Source organism: Vibrio sp. R11-SG3-ISO9 (assembly GCF_059834255.1).
Genome location: NZ_JCBDGU010000004.1, coordinates 59,901 through 80,772, shown reverse-complemented (window position 1 = coordinate 80,772; position 20,872 = coordinate 59,901). Strand labels below are relative to the sequence as shown.

Genomic DNA, 20,872 nt, shown 5'->3' with positions numbered 1-20,872 from the left:
AGGATTTCACCTTTATGCGTTATTGGTTAGCTTTGGTATTTTTGCGAGACTTTGGATTCGAGATAGGTCGATGGACACCTATTTCATTAGATGATGTAACGAAAGCATTGAACTGCACGCGTCGTAACGCTCAGCTGGTCATCAAAAGGCTGGTGGAAGAGTCGATCATCGACTGGAAGTCGGGGGTTGGCAGAGGTAATTTGCCTCAGCTTCTCCTTAAAGAGTCGGTAAACACCACATTAATCGAACAAGCTAAGTTCTGGATGAATGAGGGAAAAGCCGATCAAGCGTTGAACCTTATCAGAAGCAAAGATCGTGATCAGTTTATTGCCGAGTTCGTTAGTCAATATCAACAGCAAGATAACGATCAAGACATCCTGCAAATCCCTTTTTATCGAGCGACGCACAGCTTGATCCCTTATGAAATATCTAGGCGTACCGAACGGCACATTGCTGATTACCTCTATGCTAACCTGTTACGTTTCAACAGAGATACAGGCCAGTTGGAAGGCGATTTAGCGCAAACATGGGAACATACTGGTGATACGCTGAAGGTTCGGCTGCGTAAATCACTTAAGTTCTGGGACGGATCAGCACTTACTGCGTTTGATGTGAAGGCAGCCTATGAGTCGATCATCTCGTCAAACTCGGTGAGCCGAGGTCTGTTCTTACTCATTGATGAGTTTTCTGTGGTCGACGAGTACACCTTACGAATTTGCTCCAAACGTTTGTCTCATTATCTGCCAAGGCTGATGTCGCATGGTGCGCTATCGGTTTCCAAATTGAACAGCGACGGTACGATAGTCGGAAGTGGAGCGTTTCGATTGGCAGAGCAAACCGATTACCGAACGCTACTTACTGCGTCTCCTCATTATCACGGCTATCGACCTTGGCTAGATGGCGTAGAAATCTGGAACATGGGCTTATCTGCAAATGACTTTCAAATGCATTGCGATATTGTGCATGGCAGCTCTGCCCCGGATATTGCTGATGAATTCACACAGGTACAACAGTGGGAAGAGGGCTGTATCTACGCTTGTTTAAACAGTGCAAACAACGCATGGATGAAGTTGGCAAAGCATCGTCGATACATCCAACAGTTGCTGCAATCCTTGCCGATGAATGGTGTGAGAGACACTATGATTTATCGACGAGCGTCAGGGATGACAAGCCTTGAACCCTTAAAACTTGGTAAAGCAGTGGACTTGTCTTTCGCGAATCAGGTACCGATTGAGGTGTTAACTTATCAGCTGCCTGGGCATATTGAAGCGGCTGAAAACATCACTGAGCTGCTGTGTCAGTATGGTTTAGATTCAAACCTCACAGTGCTGCCATACCCTGAATTTGACCAAGTAGAACGACAATCGAAAGCAGATATTATTGTTTCTGGTGAGGTGTTTGGTGAACATAAAGAGAGTTCTTGGCTTGGATGGTTGCTGTGTACTAACACCGTGACGGCGAGCCTGAATAAGCAATTGAAGCCTTGGTTCGAACAACAAGTATTTGATAGTTTGGCGCAATCAGATGAAAGCAAGCGGGTTCAAGGTTATCAGCGAATTGAGCGCGAGTTGATTCGAAAAGCGATTTATATCCCTCTGTTTCAATGCGCACAAGATATGAGAATCTCTCATAAAGTGAATGCGATGGATCTTCTTACTAATGGCTGGATCGACTTCAATCAGGTTGTCTTCGAAGGTCGTTAAATGTGTCTCTGTGGTTAAATAGAAATTAAACAAAGGTGGTGTGTTTTGTCTATTCCTCAAGTTGGTTTTAGCCATCAACAATCGAATCAAGCGGAACTTCAAATTCTGGAGCTATCTGATTTATACGAGCAAAATCGGCTCGACCATAGCCCTGAAAGTGCTCATCGTATTAATTTCTTCGGGATCATATACATAGAGCAGGGTACCGGAAGCCACATGGTGGACTTTGAAGATTACCCTTTTCAAGAAGGCTCGGTTCTTTTCGTGCAAAGAGAGCAGGTTCATAGCTTTGATTTTTCTAATCGCCCGAAGGGAAAAATCTTGCTCTTTACCCAAGCGTTTCTCGATCAAGTGCATGCCAATATGAAGTTGCCAAACTACACGCCGACTCACCTGAATGAAAAGCACTCACCATTGCTACAGTTGGAGGAGCAAGACCAAGAACCAACACTGGTCTTTATTCGACAAATGATCGAGGAAATCAACAGAGCATCCAGCGAGCCTTTAATCGTGATGTATCTTTTCTCGGCTTTCGCGCTCACTTTACATCGATTAAGACCTGAAATAAGGCAAGACAAATTGACTCAAGAGCAGAGCGTCAGGTTCGCACGTTTCTTCGAATTAATGCAAAGTCACTTTCACCAAATAAGAGACGCAAATTGGTACGCTCAGCAGATCAATACCACTTATAAGACATTGAATATTGTCTGCAAGTTGGCAACGGGATTGACTGCGAAACAGATGATCGATGCGTTTACTATCATCGAGATTAAGCGTCGTTTGGTGGTGAGCCACACTCCATCACAACAAATGGCGTACGACTTTGGATTTGAGGATGCCAGCAATTTTGTAAAGTATTTTAAGAACTTAACCGGATTGACGCCGAGCCAATTTAGTCAAAAATACAAGAATCCGACGCTTTAGGTTCGATATTCACCATAATTTAACCCATTTTCACTCTGACGAAATCATGGTTGCCCGACTAAGCTGTTACTAACAAAAACGAGAGGGCAACAAAATGATTACATCTCCACTTTCTTCTTTCTTTTCTCGCACACTTCTTGCTGCGAGTGTGCTGAGCCTTGCTGCATGCGCTAATGATTCTATGGTGAAAAACGATGAGCTTTCCAACAAAGATAAAGCCGTAGCGGTGATATCGAGCATCGAAACCGGCGATGCTAACGCTATTCGTTATATCAATCCTACCCAATACACCCAGCATAACTTGGCGGTTGGCGATGGTTTGGAAGGCTTTGGTGAAGTGATGAAGGCACTGCCAGCAGGTAGCGCAAAAGCCGATGTAAAACGCGCTTATCAAGACGGCGATTATGTTTTTCTACATACGGAATATAACTTCTTTGGTCCTAAAGTCGGTTTTGACGTGTTCCGTTTCGAAGAGGGAAAGATAGTTGAACATTGGGACAATCTAGCCGAGCTAGCGACCCAATCAAACCCAAGCGGTCGCACCCAGCTTGAGGGGCCAACAAAAGTGACCGACCTTGATAAAACAGAAGACAATAAAGCCATTGTTGCAGACTTTGTAAGTACCATTTTAATGCAAGGCGATATGTCTAAAATCAACCAGTTTATCGACAACGAAGATGACGCTTATCTTCAACACAACACCATGGTAGCAGATGGCCTAAGTGGCTTAGGCAAAGCGCTTGGAGAGTTGGCAAAAGCTGGTATGCCAATGGTTTACAAAGAGAATCACAAGATCTTGGGTGAAGGTAACTTTGTACTCGCTATTAGCGAAGGCGTGTTTATGAATAAAGACGTCGCCTTCTATGACTTATTCCGTCTGGATAACGGCAAAATCGTTGAGCATTGGGACGTGATTGAGAATATCCCGCCTCGTGAAGAGTGGAAAAACGATAACGGTAAATTTGGCTTCGAGCATGATTACGTGGTGGAAGTAGCTTCGTTCAAGCTTAAAGATGGTGTCGACCCACAAGAATTCGCAAAACTGGATAAAGCCGTTGCCGATAGCTATGTTTCAAAACAACCAGGATTTATTCAGCGTGAATCTGGACTAGTGGATGGCGATACATGGCGTGTGATTGTGCATTGGGAATCGCTGGATGATGCGGATGCATCGATGGAAAGCTTCATGAGTGCCTCTGCTGCGCAAGGCTTTCTAGCTGGCGCAGATACCTCGACAATGAAGATGCAGCGTTACGAAAACTAGCTGTAGTAAACTAAAAAAGACCTTATATCCGTCTAGTTATAGGATATAAGGTCTTTTTTGTGTCCAGAACTCGTATTTGTTGAGCGTTAAATACGAACTCTCAATTCAGTCTTATTTCAATTAGAAACGGAACTCTGCGCTTACTGCGTAGCTGTTTTCAACAATTTTTGCTTCGTAAGTCGTGTACTCAAGTGCCACGCGAGCTGGGCCAAGAGTAACACCTGCACCTACACCGTAGTAAATGTCGTCCGTGTCACCTAGGTTCGTTTGGAAGTGACCAACACCTACACGTCCGTATACATCAAAAATAGTGATTGGCAGAGTTAGCTTAGTGCTTGCTAGCCATGCATCAGAGTGGATGTGCTCGTAGTCTTTGTGCGTATCTACAAAATCTGCGTAACCCGCTTCAATCGCTAGGAAGTCGTTAAGTTGGTAACCAAGGTAAAGGTTGTAGCCGCTGTTTTCATCGCTGAAGTCGGTGTTGTTGCTTTCTGCTTGGTACTCAGAGTAAAGGTAGCTTGCACCCACGTAAGGGTTAGCAGATACCTGAGTTACGAAGAAGATAGCAGCGATAGGAAGAATAAATTTGTTCAGTTTCATTGTTTAAGAACTCTTAATATAAAGGTTGACTAACATTCCCTAATCCTTCAGCAGATGATGCTTTTTACATCGATTAACATATCCATATTGCAAGTGACTTCAGGGAACGTTGCGCCTTCTTATGTTTAAGCGTCTCGCCCCTCACTTGCGGTGTGGGGCTATGATGCGTTGTTCTGGTAGGTGTGGCATAACGGAAAGCTAATCTGTTCATAAATCTTCATAAATATCTCATCAACAAAATATAAAACAAATTAAAACAAAGGCTTGATAAGTTTTTCTAAAAGGATTTAGTCTATAAAAGTTGCATTTCAATGACTCTATCCCTTTTAAGAATGATTGAAATGGCAAACAAGGAAGCTGAAATGTGACATTGATCTCCTTCATAACTGATTCTGTGGGAAATGTACGTTTGCGAGTAATTAAATCCCTGCGAAATCATTGGATTGGGGCTATGTTTACTCAATGAGATGAATAAAAAAGAGAGAGTTTGCGTGAATGCCTGACAAAAATATCAGTTTTATCGTTGATGAATGGCGTTTTGTACCAAATGAAGGACAGATCCAGTTTGGGGATACGTCGATCACGATTGATAATCGGTTGGCAAAGTTACTTGAATTTCTATGTATGAATCCTGGGTTAACACATAGCCGGGATGAGCTTATTGAACAGGTCTGGAATGGCAGTGTATTAACCGATCAAGTCGTCACTCAAGCGGTGTTTGAGCTACGGAAAGTACTCAAGAAGCATAGTGAAAATGAGGCAAGTTACATTATTACGGTACCAAAGCGTGGTTACCGATTTGATGGTGAAGTAAAAGTCGAAAAAATTGCGGTGCAAAAGCCAGAAGCTAGTGAAGAAATGAGCAGTGAACCTGAGTTTTCCATCGCTGGGCGTCGTATTAGTGAGAAAATGACGCTGACACCGCCGAAACCAAACAGGTTAGTATTCCTTTTTGCTCTTTTGATAGTGGTGATCGTTGCGCAATTTGTCATTTTAATTTCCTATCAACAAGATGAGAGCGATTCATCGACTCAACAACATGCAAATCACCTGAGCCATTATGAGTTTCGTTACGCTGTTTTGAATGTCAGTGAAGAGGTTAGAGCGCGCCCAGAACTGTACGGAATGGTGATCAAATTCATTGAGCATGTTGGCTTCTACTCCAATATTCGAGTAGTGAAGTCAGAAGAGCATCGGCGCTTGGCCGCGTCAGAGTTTAATTTCTCTACCGCGATGAGCCGCGATGGCAGCAAGCTTCGTTTGTTGATGAAATATCATAATCGAGTGTCGGGCCAGACCCACTTAAACCGTCGCTACTCTACGAACTTTGGCCGTTTTCATGAAACATTCCCAGCCATGATTGACGATCTGATGCGCGCAATGTACATCGAAGTACCGGAAGACGAGCTACAGCAAAATGTCTCAATCTTCCCAAAAGATGAGCAAGCGATCATATCACTTATGTCAGGGACAGGTGTCTTATACAACAATGGTGGTTTTGACGTGGCGTTGAATCACTTCAGACAAGCGCGCGAATACGCACCTGATAATGCTTATACCATTTCAGTGAGCTACATCGGTGAGATTATGACGGCGTTTACACAGGATGAAGACGATAAGAGCAAGCGTATTGAACAGCTCAACCAAAAGTATTCATCGGCGCTAACCAAAGTGTTACAGAAAGACAAGAACCCGAGAGTGTGTGAAGCGAACGCAATACTTGCTCTTTCCGAGAGCGATCCTGAGAAGGCGTCGAAGATTTTACTGTCGATTCCATACAATCAGCACACTTCACTGACCTATCTGTTGATGGCCAAAGCGGAAGAAGCGAGAGGGCATACCAGTGGCGCTAAAGAGCTGTATTTACAAGCGACACAAAATACCTCCTCACCAATGGCATTAACAATAGCGGGGCCTCTATTTTTTGATAGTAACTTAGACCCTTTGATTGATCAGTTACAGGTGATTAAGGAAGATAAAGACATCTCTAACTGATGTTTATGCTCGGCTATAAGCTAATCAAGCCCTAGATTCTTAGGGCTTTTTTATGTCTATCGGATGGTGTTCAGATGCATTACTTCAAGTTGAATTCTCTAGAATTTGGCAAATTATACGGTAACGCTTTTCGACTTCGCTTTATTTCTGTGTGGCGGCTGATTGAGGGAGTGGGTCGTTTTATCTGTTTGTGGGGCATTTTTTCGAAGCACCTTCGTGACACTTTTTTGAAGCAGCAAAGAGTTTGGGTAGGCGATCAAGTTGCCACTTGAGTGCCTAATCAGAGTATGAAACATTTTTATCTCTAAAATCTTTCCTTCAATTCCATCACCATCCGCCACCACGATTGAGTCCCCAATTCGATATGGGAACACGAAAAAGATCAGAAAGCTCGCCGTGATGTTACTTAGGATTGACCACTGCGCGATAAACGCAACACCAAACACCGTGACGAGCGAAGAGATGAAAATGGTGAAGTTACCATAGCCAATCCCGCTAACGATGATGTAAGTGGCAAACAGCAATACAAAACAACAAATATTAAAGCAACGAATAATGAATGCAGTCCGTGTAGAAGATACCGACTTCATTTTCGCTAGATTAGTGATTGTTGCCGAGATAAAGCGTTTAAATAGCCAGTAAAAAAGGACAAAAAGCAGCGCGAGTATAATGTCATATTCGCGTAGCGTTTCGATGAGTTGAGTAAGATAGATTGGCATATTGACCTCTTTCATTTAGGAGCAATATTCTGTGCCCTTGAAGCGAGAAACACATCAGAGTTTGCTTATAACTTTATTATTTCCTTGTCATTACCGCCCATGTGATCGATGAAAAATCAGTGTTGTAGGGATAAAATCTATCAATAACTTGCTGATTTTATTTGTTTTATATTTATTTTATATTTCAATAACCGATAGATAAGCCTTTACTGATGCTTGATATCATTCAATTCGTAGAATGAGCGGCCTTTCAATCACTACGGGGCCAACCATGACTATCATCGTTATCAAATTGCTATACATCTATGTCTACAAAAAGCGCAGACAAAAACTGGCGTTATCGCGTAATACGGGGACTGCGTAATCATGCTGACGCTATTTATCACACAACTCATCATCCTATGGTCAGCAGCTGATCCGATTCGCTCTATTCCAGTTTTGGTTGGGAGTGGTTCTACTTATTCGTCAAGTAATCGTAGAGTAGTTGGCTCAATCGCACGTTTTTCTGTGGGCGTCGTTGTCGGTGCGTTGCTCTTGCTTGCCGTGATTCAACATTTAGTTGGGGGCGCATAGTATGACTGCAGACTATATGGTGGCATTTGGAACCTTACTATTGTTAGAAGTTATCCTTGGTGTCGATAATGTCATCTTCATCTCGATTTTGGTTGAAGACCTACCAAAACGCTTACAAAGAAGAGTGCGTAACCTAGGCATCAGCTTGGCGGTGTTGTCGCGAATCGGGTTAGTATTCTCAGTGTCTTGGCTGATGACTCTGACAGAGCCACTCGTATCGATTTCTCGCTGGGCTTGGTCAGGAAAAGATCTGATTCTGATTTTTGGGGGCGCTTTCTTATTGTTAAAGAGCCTACATGAATTGCACGCGTGGCTTACGGAACCGAAAGTAAAACAACCACGTTCTAATAGCACTAGCTTGATGTTGGTTGTGTTGCAGATCATTGCGGTTGATGCTGTGTTCTCTTTTGACTCTGTGATTACAGCCGTTGCACTGGTGGACGAAGTCACGATTATCATAACCGCGATTGTTGTGTCAGCTGTCATCATGGTGCTACTAGCAGAGGCTATTCAAACCACCATCACCAAACACCCCGGCTTGAAGCTACTGGCACTGCTTTTCTTAGTCATGCTTGGTGTCGTTCTTATGTTGGAAGGAGTAGGGATCGAGCTGGATAAGAGCTACATCTATGTCGTACTCGCTTTTGGTTTGCTACAGGAAGTTTTGCATATCGTTTTGAACAAGCAGAATTCTACAACGCCACCGACACCTGAGGGAGGTGCACCGATTGGCTTAAGGCTCTCTAAGCCTAATCGTGGGAGCAGCAATGACAGCGGCTATATAGTTGATGTTGATGCAGTCGGTAATGTTCGAAGTCACCCTCGAACCAAAGTTCACCCATATAGCCGCCCAATGACTGGCGCACAATATGCTGAAGAGCTTGATTCACTGTGGTCAGAGCCAGTGGTTTACATCTCTCACAGACTAAAGCCTGCCGTATTGGATCGCGTGGGTTAAGGTTGCCAAATAAAGCCTAAATACCATGGATGGTTACATTTACGTACAGGTTCACTTCAACTGATTACAGACTTTTCCATCATCGAATAGCGTCATTCTTATAAGCTTTGGATACATTGCCCCATAATGAAAAACGAACTGCCTATCGCAACCGCCCAGCAGATCGAGCGCATAACACCAATATTGACCAAATACAGAATGTGGTAAGCCACTCGAAAACCGATATGGAGAATTGCAAACAACTGCACGCTCTCGTTGACAGTATTCGTTGTTATGGCAAGAAGTATCGATGCTGAAAATACGATGAGAGACTCAAACGCATTTTGGTGCGCGGCAAGTGCACGAGCTCCAAACCCTTGCAATTTCGCCTGTTGATCACGTGGGTGATTGTTGTCGTAGCCACCCAGTTTGTTCATAGCGATAGCCACCGGGATTTTCGCTAGATAGGGAAGTAGGGCAGCTGCAATTAAGCAATAAATCAGAGTATTCAATCTACCGTCCTTGTATCGGGTATTCAGTCTTAAGTCAGATAAATCAGTGTGCGAAAGCTATAGTCTAGTCGGTTTGTAGGTTGTGTGTCTCAGTTAAACGGACTGCGACTGGTATCTGTGTTTTACGTAGAACCAAATCAAAGTAAAGCTCACCCCAAGCGAGACGAGTATTGTGAGTAGCGTTGGCAGTGTATTAGCCAGCGTCACTTCTGCTCCTAGGATGAAGTTCGTCGCCATCAACAGCAGCCCAGCGATTAAAAAGGATCTAACAGTCGACGTTACAACAAAACGAGTGAACCCTTGCTCACGCAGTTTAATCCATATATTGGCACTTCTAACTTCCATTCTATGTTCCCCGTTTAGTCATCAGTACATATCTTTACTTAACAAACACTTATACTCTAGGTGCAATGTATTATCAATTGTGTTTATAAAACGTTTTATAGATGTATAACTATGTTCAATGGTTTGGAGAGTTCAGCTCGCTTTACTTTGAAGCGTAATGCAGCCGTTAGGTTGGATAAACTATTTTGGACAATTTGCGGCGGTAGCACTCTCAATTGGATGTTTTTCAACCTCCAAAATCTGATGAAATTGTGGACGAAAACGCTTTCGTTCACGCTTTAGTAAATAATAATCTGCAAAATTATTACCTCACTCTCAAGAGTGCTGTTAGTATGGATGCAAATAGTCGGGGGGCAATTACACCGTGTTGTATTTGCTGAGATCGAATTTCGAGACCCGTTGAACCTGATTCAGTTAGTACTGGCGTAGGGAACTATTGATACTAAAACCTATGCGGTACCGATTTTCATTCCATCGATCCTTCGATCTCTGGTGCCTGCCATCTCGGTTTTAGTTCAGTTCTCCTACGTCTTTTAGATGGTAGGAGCGACCATGACACAGCATTCCAGCACGCAAATCGACACTCAGTCCATTTCTTCAAGCACTCCAATTGTGTTAACCATTGCGGGTTCAGACAGTGGCGGCGGCGCAGGTATTCAAGCCGATATCAAAGCCATGTCTGCGACCGGTAGTTTTGCGTGTTCAGTGATCACCGCAATCACGTCGCAAAATACACAAGGCGTTTCAGCCATCTTTCCAATTCCATTAGATCATGTTGCAAGCCAGCTTGATGCGGTATTCAGCGACCTGAATGTCGTTGCGGTCAAAGTCGGCATGTTGGCAGATTCAAACATCATCAAGGTTGTAGCGGATAAGATTAAGCAGTATCAACCCAAACATCTGGTTATTGACCCGGTAATGGTTGCGACCAGTGGTGACTTGTTGCTTGAGCAGTCAGCCATCAGCACCTTGAAAGAAGCACTTATTCCACTTGCCGACATCATTACACCAAACCTTCCAGAAGGCGCAGCACTGACAGGTAAACCTGTGCCAGAAAGCGAAGCCGACATGCAAGACATGGTTGAAGAGCTTCGAGCATTGGGCGCAAAATCGGTGCTGTTAAAAGGTGGCCATTTAGAGCAAGACGAAAACAGCAACGATCTACTGATTCTGCCAACCAACACTGCTCTTATCAGCGCAAAACGATTCCCAACCAAGAACACACACGGTACTGGCTGTACGCTCTCTTCGGCTATCGCCTCTTACCTTGCGCAAGGGAATGAGCTGACTCAATCCGTTGAGCTTGGTAAGCGCTATATTTCGGACGCGATTGCCCACGCAGATCAATTAAATGTCGGTCAAGGGCACGGACCTGTGAATCACTTCTACGCAGGTCATGCTGATGTCCGCTAAGCCTCTTGGCGTTGAAATCACCAGCGCGAGCATTCGTTATCTCGATAACCAACATCGGACGTTGCAAGGCCTGAGCTTAGCGATTCCTGCATCTCAATGGACCGTTTTATTGGGTAGAAGTGGCTGCGGGAAAACCACCATTTTACGTTATCTCGCTGGTCTATTGGGTGAGAACATTGAGTGGCAAGGTGTCGTGAAGACGAGTGATGGTCAATCGCTAGAGGGCAAGATTGCCTACATGGCACAGCAAGATCTGCTGCTGCCTTGGCTATCGGTGATTGATAACGTATGTCTAAGCCGGCGCTTTGCTGGGAAAGACACTCAAAGCTTGGAAAGTGCCTCGAGCGATGCAGACAATCACGCAAGAGCTTTGTCTTTGCTGAAATCGGTTGGGCTTGCTGATTATGCTCACGCTATGCCACAACAACTGTCTGGTGGCATGCGTCAACGTGTTGCGTTAGCGCGAACGCTTATGCAAGACAAACCTATCGTATTGATGGATGAGCCTTTCTCCGCGTTAGATGCGGTAACAAGGCACAAACTGCAAACCTTAGCGGCTCACTTGCTGCAAGATAAAACCGTGGTCTTGATTACTCATGACCCACAAGAAGCGGTGCGCTTGGCACACAGCCTTTACGTGTTGCAAGGCTCACCCGCATCTGCTCAATCACTGCAAGTTCCGACAACATTGCCTCCAAGAACCATAGATGGTCATTGCGCGAGCATTCAGCAGAAAATATTAGAGCAGTTGGAGCAAGACTATGCATAGTTCCCAAGCGCTAACCAAACCTCAATCGGTATTGAACCATAAGGATAGCTCTATGAGCCCGTTACTGCGTGTCGTGATAAGCACCGCGATTATTCTGGGCCTGTGGCAGCTGGTGGTCGTGGTTTTCGAAATGCCGAGCTTCATTCTGCCTGCACCTATGGAAGTGTTTAATAAGCTGATTGAACGTTATGACGTCTTGCTCAAACACACTTGGGTCACGGCGCAAGAGATCCTACTCGGACTTCTGCTTGGCCTATCTATGGGGCTGTTCTTTGCTTTGCAAATGCTGTTGTTTGAGCCTTTAAAGCGTTGGCTACTCCCTATTTTGATTGCGAGTCAGGCTGTTCCCGTGTTTGCGATCGCTCCGCTACTAATGCTGTGGCTGGGCTACGGTATTGCCTCCAAGGTTGTAATGGCGGCGATCATTATCTTCTTCCCAGTGACAACGTGCTGCTACGACGGTTTACGCAATACCCCGCGTGGCTATCTCGATCTGGCTCAAACTATGGGCGCCACCAAATGGCAAAGGTTACGTCATATTCAGCTGCCAGCGGCACTGCCGACTTTGGCATCAGGTGTGCGTGTGGCTGTAGTGATTGCACCAATTGGTGCGGTTGTCGGTGAGTGGGTGGGTTCAAGTGAAGGGCTTGGCTACCTGATGCTACAAGCTAACGCACGAATGATTATTGATGAGATGTTTGCTGCGCTATTTATCTTAGCTGTGCTCTCTATCTCACTCTACTTTGTCACAGACAAATTACTCAAAAAGGCGATCCCTTGGGAAAGCCACAACTAAACAAAATCTATAAAAATAGAAAGTTCAAAAGGAAAGGTTAATCGTGAAAAACAGTAAATTTATGAGCGCTGCTGCTCTAATGGCTTCGTTGGTTTCAGGTCATGTTATGGCAGATGAAACTAAAGTAACGCTGATGCTAGATTGGTTTGTAAACCCGAACCATGGGCCTATCGTGATTGCACACGAGCGTGGCTACTTTGAAGAGCAAGGGCTAGAGGTAGAAATTCAGGAGCCAGCGGACCCAAGTACACCCGCTAAGCTTGTAGCGGCAGGGCGTGTTGATCTTGCTGTGACTTACCAACCAAGCCTGACGATCGACGTAGCAGCAGGTCTTCCATTAGTGAGAGCCTCTACGCTTATCGCAACACCATTGAACACGCTAATGGTTCTGGACAATGGCAAGAATGATTCACTGGCCGATCTTAAAGGTAAGAAGATTGGTATTGCGATTGCGGGTAACGAAGAAGCGACGATCGGCACTATGCTAGCGCAGGAAAATGTTGCGTTTACTGACGTTCAAACCATCAATGTGGGTTGGGCACTCTCTTCGTCTCTAGCTTCTGGCAAAGTAGATGCGATTTGGGGGGGCTTGCGTAACTTTGAAACTAACCAACTAGCACTTGAAGGTTACAAAGCAAAAGCCTTCTTCCCAGAAGAGCACGGTGTACCTGCTTACGATGAGCTGATCTTTGTTGCAAATGCTAACAAACGTGATGAAGCGGCGATCAAAGCGTTCAACAAAGCGCTAGAGCAAGCAACGACCTACATCGTGAACCACCCAACTGAATCTTGGAAACAGTTTGTTGCTTACTCGCCAGACACTCTTAACAACGAGCTGAACCAGCGTGCATGGAACGACACTCTAACGCGTTTTGCACTTCGCCCATCGGCAGTCGATCATAAGCGTTATGATGATTACGCACAGTTCATGTACGACAAAGGCATCATCAAATCACTGCCAAAAGCGGCTGACTACGTACCGACGTTCGAATAAGGAACATCATGAAATATCAAGATTTAATCACAGCTTGTCAGCAAGATTGGCAGGACTACACCGAGCATGAGTTTGTGCAAACGCTGGCGCAAGGTACTCTGCCTCAGCCGTGTTTTCTTCACTACTTGAAGCAAGATTTTCTATTCCTAAAGCAGTACGCCCGTGCTTATGCGTTAGCGATTTACAAAGCTAACACGCTGGCGGATATGCGTCGTGCATTGCCAAGTGTGCATGCACTGTTGGATTCTGAAATTGGTCATCACGTGACTTATTGTGAGCAGTGGGGGCTGACTGAGTCGGACCTAGAAAATGAACCGGAAGACTTTGGGACTGTCGCGTATACACGCTATGTACTGGATGCCGGTATGACGGGGGATTTGGTTGATCTCTACGCGGCACTGGCACCATGCTCTATCGGTTATGCTGTGATTGGCAAAGCATTACTGGAAGATCCGAAAACAGTCTTGGAAGGTAACCCATACCGCAGCTGGATTGAGTTATATGGTGGCGAAGAGTTCCAAAGTGGCGTAGCGGCAGGGGCTGAGTATTTCGACCAGCTATTGGCGGAAATTGATATCAATAGCCAACGTGGACAGAACTTGATTCACATCTTTAAGACGGCGACACGCATGGAAGTGGCGTTTTGGCAGCAAGGACTTGATGCAAGCGATGCTGTATTACCCAACATTAACTAGAGGTCTTTATGCTTATTGAACAGATCACAAGCGCTCTGCAAGCGGTTCGAGAACAGAAACCATTGGTGGTTAATATCACCAACTATGTGGTTATGAATAACAGTGCAAACGCGCTGCTGGCATTGGGCGCGTCACCTATCATGGCACACTCAAAGCAGGAAATGGCTGAGATGATGTCTTTTGCAGGCGCATTGGTGATCAATATTGGTACGTTAGACAGTGTTTGGACGCCGCGTATGGACTTTGCTGTTGAGCAAGCAAATGCGAATAGAAAAACCGTGGTGCTTGACCCTGTCGGCTGTGGTGCTAGCCAGCTTAGAACCGACACGTCGCGTCGTATTGCTCAACAGGCAGACCGCTTAATCATTCGCGCTAATGCTTCAGAGATCATTGCACTGGCGGGTGAACAAGCTCAAAGCAAAGGTGTTGATGCATTAGATAGCAGTGATGCAGCATTAGGTGCTGCCAAGTTCCTTGCAGCTGAATACAACGCAAGCGTGGTGATTTCTGGCGAGACTGACTATGTCGTAACTGCGGACTCGGTGACGCAACTGAACAACGGTCACGCCATGATGCCTTACGTGACGGGTATGGGTTGTACGCTGTCTGCACTCACTGGGGCATTTGCTGCGGTTGGCGATAACAGCGGTTTGGCTGCCGCTGCGGTACTTGGTGTTGCTGGAGAAATCGCAGCAGAGCAATCGCAAGGACCAGGCAGCTTGCAGCTAAATATCCTCGATGCGCTGTATCAGTTAGATGAAGAGACGCTTACTGCTCGTCTAAAACTGACGGCTTAGCTTACAGTTTGACTGATAACTTAATTGACAGTTTAGAAGTTATCTAAAACCCAAAACAATAACCCCGAGTCTTAACAACTCGGGGTTATTTTTATTGAGATATATCCAATTGGCTGTGGCTGCGACGCAAGCTAGGTGCTTTTAAAGCGGTCAACTTGGCTCTTAAGATGGTGTGCAACCTCAGTAAGATCGCTCGCCGCTTCCGAAATTTTAGCTACAGATTCTTGGTTACTCTGGGCGATGGTATTCGCGCCTTGAGCGTTGTCACCTAGAGAGCGAGTCAGGCTATCTTGCTCATCGACCGAAACTGCAATCTGGCTATTTGCTTGGTTAAGGTCTTGAATATGTTGGTTAATCACATGCAAGTTTTGAGAGGCCTGCTGCGCCTGCGTCGAAGCTTGAGATACAGTGCCATGGCTCTCTTTGATCGACTCGAGAGCGTCTTTAGCGCCGCGCTGCAATGAGGTGATCAAATCATTGATCTGGCTAGCAGACTCTTGAGTACGTTTCGCTAGAGTACGTACTTCATCTGCAACTACGGCAAAGCCACGGCCTTGCTCACCAGCTCGCGCCGCCTCAATCGCAGCATTCAGTGCGAGCAGGTTTGTTTGCTCGGTTACGCCCTGAATTACCTCTAAAATTGCGCCAATGTTCATCGACTCAGCATGCAGGTCGCTCACTTTCTGGCTGCTAAGCTGCATCTGCTCGTCTGCTTGGCCAATCTCTTGCAGGGTTTTGTCCACTTCTGTTAGACCCATCGCAACGTTTGAAGTCGCTTGGCTTGCCACTTCAGAAGCATGGTTAGCGCTAGATGCAATCTCAGACGTGCTTGATGCAAGCTGAGACACCGCTGATGAGATGTTGATGATTTCGTCATTGAGTCGCGACGCGTTGTTTGAACCCGTTGTGGTCACGCTATCGAGTGACTCTGACATTTCACCAATGCGTAAGCTGGAAGCATTTACTTGTTGAACGATATCGCGCAGAGACTCGATGGTGGTTTTCATGTTCTCCAGTAACTGACCAATCTCATTCTGGTCAGTAACTTTAACGTCAACACTCAAATTACCTTGTGCCAGCTCATTGGTGATCTCTTTAACCTGAGCGATCCCCTTGTTGATGGAGCGAGTAACAAGAATCGCACTCGTTGTCCCAACTAATAATGCAATGCCTGTGAGTAATACGATGATTTGAATTGAACGCTCTTCGCTGAGTTCGAGCTCTGGGATAAGTGCGTTTTTCTGCTGCTCGATAATAGATTGTGCATCTAATACGGCAATGGCGAGGGTATCACCTAGGCTGGTCAGTTGGGTTTGAAGCTGAGCATTCTCAAGTTTCTGTTGGTGGACTTGCTCAAACCCTGCTGCGTAGGCTTCGCGCTGATCGGTGAAGCTATCGATCAATTCTGCTTGGTAATCTGATGACTCTAGTGAGCGAATATCACCCTCAATGCCGGGTAGGGCATATTCAAACAGATCTTGCCCTGTTTCGTAGGTTTTTGGATTTCCGTCGTTTGAGTAGCTTAGCACTGCGATTTTCGCGGCTAAGAAGTTCTCCATTAGCATCCCTGCGTATAGGCTCGCGTTGGAGTCGTCGTTATTGTATGACTCGTAAAGCAGGCTCTGAGCCGCTTTGAGCGCGTTCTCTTCTCTTTTCACCATCTCAACTGTGACTAGCTGGTGGATTAATTGCTGGCTCTGACTCATCAACTGGTAAGCTTGGTCAAAGGCAGTAATGCTCTGTTGAACCTGAGAAAGGCGTTCTAAGCTATCGGCGTGTTGAGTTTGGCTGAGTAAAGATTGCAGTTGTTGGTCGATGTCGCTTTTATTGGCGAGATAAGCTTGCTGATATTGGTCATCAAGCGTTGCTAGGTAGCGCTCAGAGGTGAGGCGCATTTGTAGAAAGTGGGTTTCAATATTGCTGGACTCTTCAGCTTGCCCACTCAATAGACTGTAGTGTTTAAAACCGTTAGACAGGGTTTGGATCCCTTGAAAGCTAACAAAGCCCGAGATGATGAAAAAGAGTAAGCAGATCGCATAACCCAGTTTCACTCTTAAAGAGATAGATAGTTGACGCATATACATCCTTATAATCCGCGTTTCACTGTATTCTTGCCTGTAAGTACTCGTAGAGTATTTCACATTTAAGATGTAAGAGCATGCAAAATGTAACATTAATGTGTCACTTGTAGGTGTTTTGTTGTCTTTGAGTGCTGGTTTTAGAGTTTTTGAGTGGTTTTATGTGTGCCTAGTAACATATTGTGAGGATGCTATAGCGAACAGTGCGATAAGGTTTGCTATAGCAGGCGCTATGGAAGGTGAGATTTTAATGTGCCCAACGCGATCAAACGGTAAACTAGGTGATCAACAATAAAAAGCGCTGTGATAAATCCTGAGTGCATTAAAAGGATCCGAAATCAATGAATAACCCTTACAAACTCTACCTTGTTACTGATGATCAACAAGACTTAGCCACACTAGAACATGTGGTGGAGCAAGCGGTCGCTGGTGGTGTAACTATGGTTCAAGTGCGAGAAAAGCATGGTGACGTCAGAGCGTTCATTGAGCGAGCACAGCGTGTAAAGGCTATCTTGGAAGGCACCGGTGTCCCTTTAATCATTAATGATCGCGTGGATGTGGCATTGGCCGTGGATGCTGATGGGCTTCATCTTGGTCAGTCAGATATGCCTGCGGAGATAGCGCGACGTCTGATTGGTGAAGATAAAATACTTGGTCTTTCGATTGAGAATGAACAGCAGCTTAAAGAATCGGAACACCTTCCAATTGACTACATCGGTTTGAGTGCGATCTTTGCGACACCAACCAAAACCAATACTAAAAAGCACTGGGGTGTTGAAGGTTTAAAGAGTGCGCTTGAAACGACGAAACTGCCTATCGTTGGTATTGGTGGAATTAATGAGAGTAATATCCCTGAGTTGATGGCGACTGGCGTGCATGGTTTAGCTTTAGTTTCAGCTATCTGTCAGGCTGATGATCCCAAAGCTGCCGCTCAGCATCTGCTCTCTTTGATGGGGTAATTTAGAAATCGAGTAGCTCAGATTTCAATTGACTAGAAAACAACGGCTCAAAACGAGTAACTTGTTTTCTAGTCATATTTTGGTGAGTTCTGTATGAGCTGAACTCAGCTTACTGCATACAAAGCGCGATTGTTCCTGCAATCGTCAAAGCGATAGCAATGTACCAACCGATTTGCACCTTGTTATCCGCCACGAATATCTTGATGTAATTCACTTCTTCATGCGCCATAGCAATAAAGTCGGTGTAGTTAATCGACAACTCGCGGCTGGTCTCTTTCAGTTCATTTTGAAGCTTGTTGAAAGCCTCATCCATAAACCCTTTCATTTCACTTGCTGCTGGCTTACCCATTAGCAGAGTGTCCCAAATTGCCATGCGTGAAGCATATTCACTATCACTAACACGATTCAGTACGCGCAAATCATACTCGCGCTTGTCACGCTCTTTCCCCATTTTAAGTGGGCAAATATTCTTTAAAACGTTCACAAATAATTCCAAAGGTTCATTCAGGTAGAAACGAGCACCAAATGGGCTCATAAACTGGGGACGAATCGAGATTCAAAAATGACCTGTTTAATGACCACGGATTAACCGACGCTTCTAAGTATTTGAAGATTCGTTGTTAAAACTGATGTTGCGCATAGTAAATTTGTGTCTGGACGACATCAACTAGGGTGTTTTGTCTAGACGACAAAGATAATTGGTAGAAAAGCATCAATAAGTCTATTTAATGAGCGCTTAATCAGTATTGGAGCTATATTTGTCTAAAGAGTCATTGACCTTACCCTTGGGGTAACCTTTATAGTGACGGTTCAAAATATATGGATTGGTTATGACGCATTCACTTAAGACATTTTGGATTACGATCTTCAGCATCTTTGCGATGTTGATGTCGACGTCTGTCTCCAGTGCGTCAACCATGGAAATGCAGATGATGGATAGAGAGACGATGTCTTGCCATCACGCGAGTATGATGACTCATGCAATGTCTTCAATGTGTGATGTTTCTAGTGATGATCAATCTATGCATGATATGGGACAACATGAGACTTCTCATTGCTCACACGGTGGGGACATGGGCGCCAATTGCTGTGTGTCCATCTGCCTGAGCTGGTCTTACCCAATCCAATCTATCAATTCCTTATCCAGTTTTTCCTATTCGCTTGCTCCTCATCACTCTGTGATTATTGGCAGTAAAGTAGCACGTATTCAGTCTATTCTAAGACCGCCTTCCGCTTAATTCACAATTCCCAAATCTCATTACCTAAGACCGACCTACGAGGTTGAGCCTAGGTGCGATCTATGCGTTTTTTAACGCCACAAAATGGATTTATTCTTGTGAATATTGAATCGAGATGGTTGGTGTTGCCAATATGCACCAGCTTGATAGCGATGCCTGCATTTGTGATGGCAGCATCGTCAAATGAGGCAGTGACCTCTACAAACGGAAGTCATGCTGTTGTTGCTAGCGAAGTAGAGACTCTACAAGTCCAAGAGCGCCAGTTAGCACTGCTTATTGACCAAGCCTTGCAGCGTGATAGCGGTCGTCAGCAGATCATCGCTCAATCTCAAGCGACTCGTCATGCGGGTGTCGCTTCAGCCACCCTCAGTGATCCAAAACTAAAAGTGGGTTTTGGCGGCCTTCCTGTCGATAGTTTTAAGTTCGACGAAGATCCAATGACCAATATTTCTGTTGGGTTAATGCAGCAGTTTGAACGTGGTTCGACGTTGGATTTAAAGGAGCGCCAGTCAAGCCAGCAAGCAGATGGTATTGACTTGCAAGTTGCTGTCCGAGAAAGAGAAATCACCAACACCATTACCACACTATGGTTGGAACTTGGTTATCAACAAGCCGCACGTTCAACCTTGTTAGAAACGCGCCGTCTAATGGTAGAGCTTGAGCGTTTTATTGAGACCAATTATGGGATCGGTAACAGCGAAGCTCAGGACCTGCTCAACGCTCAACTGAATGTCGCTAAGTTTGATGAAAAGCTGCAAGCAAATCAGCAGCAACAGCGTCGAATTATCGCTCAGCTTTCTGAGTGGTTAGGTTCAGATTGGTTGAGTTCATCACAGGCAAATTTTGCTGCAGATGCGTCACAATCAGGCGCACAAACTCAATCTGTTCAGGCCAGTAACGTTTTGAGTTGGCAAGCTTTAGAAGGTCAGTTGAAGCCTTACGTTGGTCAATCTCAATACTACGCTCTATTGCAGTCACACCCTATGGTTCGTGCTGCGGATACGGCTATCACCGTCAACGAAACGCAAGTAGAGATTGCAGAGCAAGCGTATCTACCTCAGTTCGGCGTCGAGGTGATGTACGCCTATCGACAAGCGAATAATATGCAAGGTAATCCGGCGTCAGATCTGGTCAGTGCTTATGTGACTATGGATATCCCATTGTTTACGGGTAATCGTCAAGACAAGAGTGTTGAAGCTGCTCAGTACCAAGTGGGTTCTGCACGTGCTCAGAAAGAGACGCTTCTTAGTCAAATGAACGCCAAAGTAAACGCGCTTTTGGTGGATAGAGACAACCTATCTCAGCGTATCGAACGTTATCAAAACAGCTTTATTCCTCAAGCTGATGCAACCACAAAGGCCGTTGAACGCGGTTATCAAAATAACACTGCGCAATTTAATGACGTGATCACTGCTATGACTAACGCGCTCAATATCGAGCTAGAACAGCAGAGATTAATCACGGATTTAAACATAGTTAACAGTCAATTGGCTGCGCTTGTTGGTGGCTCATATCACCAGCCTTCTCAATCATCAAAGACAACGCCACAAGCGCAATAAGG

General features: G+C 45.1%; 20 protein-coding genes, 1 pseudogene and 1 riboswitch. Of the genes and pseudogenes, 15 read left to right on the top strand and 6 right to left on the bottom strand.

Features of this window, described 5'->3' with window-relative positions; all coding sequences use genetic code 11:
• Positions 1–14: 14 nt before the first annotated feature.
• The 3 genes and pseudogenes from AC6R05_RS01125 to AC6R05_RS01115 all read left to right on the top strand — a co-directional run.
• Positions 15–1,703, top strand: coding sequence for an ABC transporter substrate-binding protein (locus tag AC6R05_RS01125; RefSeq protein ID WP_500646314.1), 1,689 nt, complete (start codon positions 15–17; stop codon positions 1,701–1,703).
• Between the two features lie 45 nt (positions 1,704–1,748).
• Positions 1,749–2,627 (top strand): helix-turn-helix domain-containing protein, encoded by an 879-nt coding sequence (locus AC6R05_RS01120; RefSeq protein ID WP_500646313.1) that lies wholly within the window; start codon positions 1,749–1,751, stop codon positions 2,625–2,627.
• Positions 2,628–2,721: 94 nt separating this feature from the next.
• Positions 2,722–3,597, top strand: a pseudogene (locus tag AC6R05_RS01115) (nuclear transport factor 2 family protein); the annotation flags it as partial.
• A gap of 414 nt (positions 3,598–4,011) precedes the next feature.
• Here the strand turns inward: AC6R05_RS01115 and AC6R05_RS01110 are convergent.
• Positions 4,012–4,491, bottom strand: a complete 480-nt coding sequence (locus tag AC6R05_RS01110; protein ID WP_500646312.1) for a porin — start codon at positions 4,489–4,491, stop codon at positions 4,012–4,014.
• 495 nt (positions 4,492–4,986) lie between these two features.
• On the opposite strand from AC6R05_RS01110, the gene AC6R05_RS01105 reads away from it, so the two are divergent.
• Complete coding sequence (locus AC6R05_RS01105; RefSeq protein WP_500646311.1) at positions 4,987–6,486, top strand: winged helix-turn-helix domain-containing protein; 1,500 nt, start codon at positions 4,987–4,989, stop codon at positions 6,484–6,486.
• Between the two features lie 113 nt (positions 6,487–6,599).
• Here the strand turns inward: AC6R05_RS01105 and AC6R05_RS01100 are convergent, their stop codons facing one another.
• Positions 6,600–7,205, bottom strand: a complete 606-nt coding sequence (locus tag AC6R05_RS01100) for a mechanosensitive ion channel family protein (RefSeq protein ID WP_500646310.1) — start codon at positions 7,203–7,205, stop codon at positions 6,600–6,602.
• Between the two features lie 366 nt (positions 7,206–7,571).
• On the opposite strand from AC6R05_RS01100, the gene AC6R05_RS01095 reads away from it, so the two are divergent.
• Together AC6R05_RS01095 and AC6R05_RS01090 are read left to right on the top strand one after the other, a co-directional pair.
• Positions 7,572–7,778 (top strand): hypothetical protein, encoded by a 207-nt coding sequence (locus tag AC6R05_RS01095; protein WP_331441380.1) that lies wholly within the window; start codon positions 7,572–7,574, stop codon positions 7,776–7,778.
• Between the two features lies 1 nt (position 7,779).
• Entirely contained in the window at positions 7,780–8,736 is a 957-nt protein-coding gene (locus AC6R05_RS01090) for a TerC family protein (RefSeq protein ID WP_500646309.1), read from the top strand.
• Positions 8,737–8,834: 98 nt separating this feature from the next.
• On the opposite strand, the gene AC6R05_RS01085 is transcribed toward AC6R05_RS01090, so the two are convergent.
• Both AC6R05_RS01085 and AC6R05_RS01080 read right to left on the bottom strand, forming a co-directional pair.
• On the bottom strand, positions 8,835–9,227 hold the full coding sequence (locus AC6R05_RS01085) for an MAPEG family protein (RefSeq protein ID WP_500646308.1): 393 nt from the start codon (positions 9,225–9,227) through the stop codon (positions 8,835–8,837).
• A gap of 93 nt (positions 9,228–9,320) precedes the next feature.
• Positions 9,321–9,572 (bottom strand): hypothetical protein, encoded by a 252-nt coding sequence (locus tag AC6R05_RS01080; protein ID WP_500646307.1) that lies wholly within the window; start codon positions 9,570–9,572, stop codon positions 9,321–9,323.
• 337 nt (positions 9,573–9,909) lie between these two features.
• A riboswitch (TPP riboswitch) is annotated at positions 9,910–10,021 on the top strand.
• Positions 10,022–10,124: 103 nt separating this feature from the next.
• Here AC6R05_RS01080 and thiD point away from each other — a divergent pair.
• The 6 genes from thiD to thiM all read left to right on the top strand — a co-directional run bounded on the left by thiD (position 10,125) and on the right by thiM (position 15,036).
• Complete coding sequence (thiD, locus tag AC6R05_RS01075) at positions 10,125–10,985, top strand: bifunctional hydroxymethylpyrimidine kinase/phosphomethylpyrimidine kinase (protein ID WP_500646306.1); 861 nt, start codon at positions 10,125–10,127, stop codon at positions 10,983–10,985.
• Positions 10,975–11,754, top strand: coding sequence for an ABC transporter ATP-binding protein (locus AC6R05_RS01070; protein WP_500646305.1), 780 nt, complete (start codon positions 10,975–10,977; stop codon positions 11,752–11,754). Before thiD ends, AC6R05_RS01070 begins: the two co-directional genes overlap by 11 nt.
• Positions 11,755–11,806: 52 nt before the next feature.
• Complete coding sequence (locus tag AC6R05_RS01065) at positions 11,807–12,550, top strand: ABC transporter permease (protein ID WP_500646341.1); 744 nt, start codon at positions 11,807–11,809, stop codon at positions 12,548–12,550.
• A gap of 61 nt (positions 12,551–12,611) precedes the next feature.
• On the top strand, positions 12,612–13,544 hold the full coding sequence (locus AC6R05_RS01060) for an ABC transporter substrate-binding protein (protein ID WP_390521102.1): 933 nt from the start codon (positions 12,612–12,614) through the stop codon (positions 13,542–13,544).
• An 8-nt stretch (positions 13,545–13,552) separates the two neighbouring features.
• Entirely contained in the window at positions 13,553–14,239 is a 687-nt protein-coding gene (tenA, locus tag AC6R05_RS01055; protein ID WP_150870216.1) for a thiaminase II, read from the top strand.
• Between the two features lie 8 nt (positions 14,240–14,247).
• Positions 14,248–15,036: a hydroxyethylthiazole kinase gene (gene thiM, locus AC6R05_RS01050; RefSeq protein WP_500646304.1), complete on the top strand. Its 789-nt coding sequence runs from the start codon at positions 14,248–14,250 to the stop codon at positions 15,034–15,036.
• A gap of 131 nt (positions 15,037–15,167) precedes the next feature.
• Here the strand turns inward: thiM and AC6R05_RS01045 are convergent, their stop codons facing one another.
• Positions 15,168–17,114: a methyl-accepting chemotaxis protein gene (locus AC6R05_RS01045; protein ID WP_500646303.1), complete on the bottom strand. Its 1,947-nt coding sequence runs from the start codon at positions 17,112–17,114 to the stop codon at positions 15,168–15,170.
• Between the two features lie 341 nt (positions 17,115–17,455).
• Here AC6R05_RS01045 and thiE point away from each other — a divergent pair, with 341 nt between their 5' ends.
• Entirely contained in the window at positions 17,456–18,073 is a 618-nt protein-coding gene (gene thiE / locus AC6R05_RS01040; RefSeq protein WP_500646302.1) for a thiamine phosphate synthase, read from the top strand.
• A 109-nt stretch (positions 18,074–18,182) separates the two neighbouring features.
• Here the strand turns inward: thiE and AC6R05_RS01035 are convergent, their stop codons facing one another.
• A complete protein-coding gene (locus tag AC6R05_RS01035) occupies positions 18,183–18,524 on the bottom strand; it encodes a hypothetical protein (protein WP_032552962.1) in 342 nt (113 codons plus the stop codon).
• A gap of 379 nt (positions 18,525–18,903) precedes the next feature.
• Between AC6R05_RS01035 and AC6R05_RS01030 the strand changes: the two genes are divergently transcribed.
• Complete coding sequence (locus AC6R05_RS01030; RefSeq protein WP_500646301.1) at positions 18,904–19,311, top strand: hypothetical protein; 408 nt, start codon at positions 18,904–18,906, stop codon at positions 19,309–19,311.
• Positions 19,312–19,373: 62 nt separating this feature from the next.
• Positions 19,374–20,870 (top strand): TolC family protein, encoded by a 1,497-nt coding sequence (locus AC6R05_RS01025; RefSeq protein ID WP_500646300.1) that lies wholly within the window; start codon positions 19,374–19,376, stop codon positions 20,868–20,870.
• The last annotated feature ends 2 nt before the right edge of the window (positions 20,871–20,872 follow it).

Excerpts from the sequence above, each read along its gene's own strand:
- AC6R05_RS01125 (WP_500646314.1), top strand. The coding sequence starts at position 15 with ATGCGTTATTGGTTAGCTTTGGTATTTTTGCGAGACTTTGGATTCGAG.
- AC6R05_RS01110 (WP_500646312.1), bottom strand. The coding sequence starts at position 4,491 with ATGAAACTGAACAAATTTATTCTTCCTATCGCTGCTATCTTCTTCGTA.
- AC6R05_RS01105 (WP_500646311.1), top strand. The coding sequence starts at position 4,987 with ATGCCTGACAAAAATATCAGTTTTATCGTTGATGAATGGCGTTTTGTA.
- AC6R05_RS01100 (WP_500646310.1), bottom strand. The coding sequence starts at position 7,205 with ATGCCAATCTATCTTACTCAACTCATCGAAACGCTACGCGAATATGAC.
- AC6R05_RS01095 (WP_331441380.1), top strand. The coding sequence starts at position 7,572 with ATGCTGACGCTATTTATCACACAACTCATCATCCTATGGTCAGCAGCT.
- AC6R05_RS01090 (WP_500646309.1), top strand. The coding sequence starts at position 7,780 with ATGACTGCAGACTATATGGTGGCATTTGGAACCTTACTATTGTTAGAA.
- AC6R05_RS01080 (WP_500646307.1), bottom strand. The coding sequence starts at position 9,572 with ATGGAAGTTAGAAGTGCCAATATATGGATTAAACTGCGTGAGCAAGGG.
- thiD (WP_500646306.1), top strand. The coding sequence starts at position 10,125 with ATGACACAGCATTCCAGCACGCAAATCGACACTCAGTCCATTTCTTCA.
- AC6R05_RS01070 (WP_500646305.1), top strand. The coding sequence starts at position 10,975 with ATGTCCGCTAAGCCTCTTGGCGTTGAAATCACCAGCGCGAGCATTCGT.
- AC6R05_RS01065 (WP_500646341.1), top strand. The coding sequence starts at position 11,807 with ATGAGCCCGTTACTGCGTGTCGTGATAAGCACCGCGATTATTCTGGGC.
- AC6R05_RS01060 (WP_390521102.1), top strand. The coding sequence starts at position 12,612 with ATGAGCGCTGCTGCTCTAATGGCTTCGTTGGTTTCAGGTCATGTTATG.
- tenA (WP_150870216.1), top strand. The coding sequence starts at position 13,553 with ATGAAATATCAAGATTTAATCACAGCTTGTCAGCAAGATTGGCAGGAC.
- thiM (WP_500646304.1), top strand. The coding sequence starts at position 14,248 with ATGCTTATTGAACAGATCACAAGCGCTCTGCAAGCGGTTCGAGAACAG.
- AC6R05_RS01045 (WP_500646303.1), bottom strand. The coding sequence starts at position 17,114 with ATGCGTCAACTATCTATCTCTTTAAGAGTGAAACTGGGTTATGCGATC.
- thiE (WP_500646302.1), top strand. The coding sequence starts at position 17,456 with ATGAATAACCCTTACAAACTCTACCTTGTTACTGATGATCAACAAGAC.
- AC6R05_RS01035 (WP_032552962.1), bottom strand. The coding sequence starts at position 18,524 with ATGGGGAAAGAGCGTGACAAGCGCGAGTATGATTTGCGCGTACTGAAT.
- AC6R05_RS01030 (WP_500646301.1), top strand. The coding sequence starts at position 18,904 with ATGACGCATTCACTTAAGACATTTTGGATTACGATCTTCAGCATCTTT.
- AC6R05_RS01025 (WP_500646300.1), top strand. The coding sequence starts at position 19,374 with ATGCGTTTTTTAACGCCACAAAATGGATTTATTCTTGTGAATATTGAA.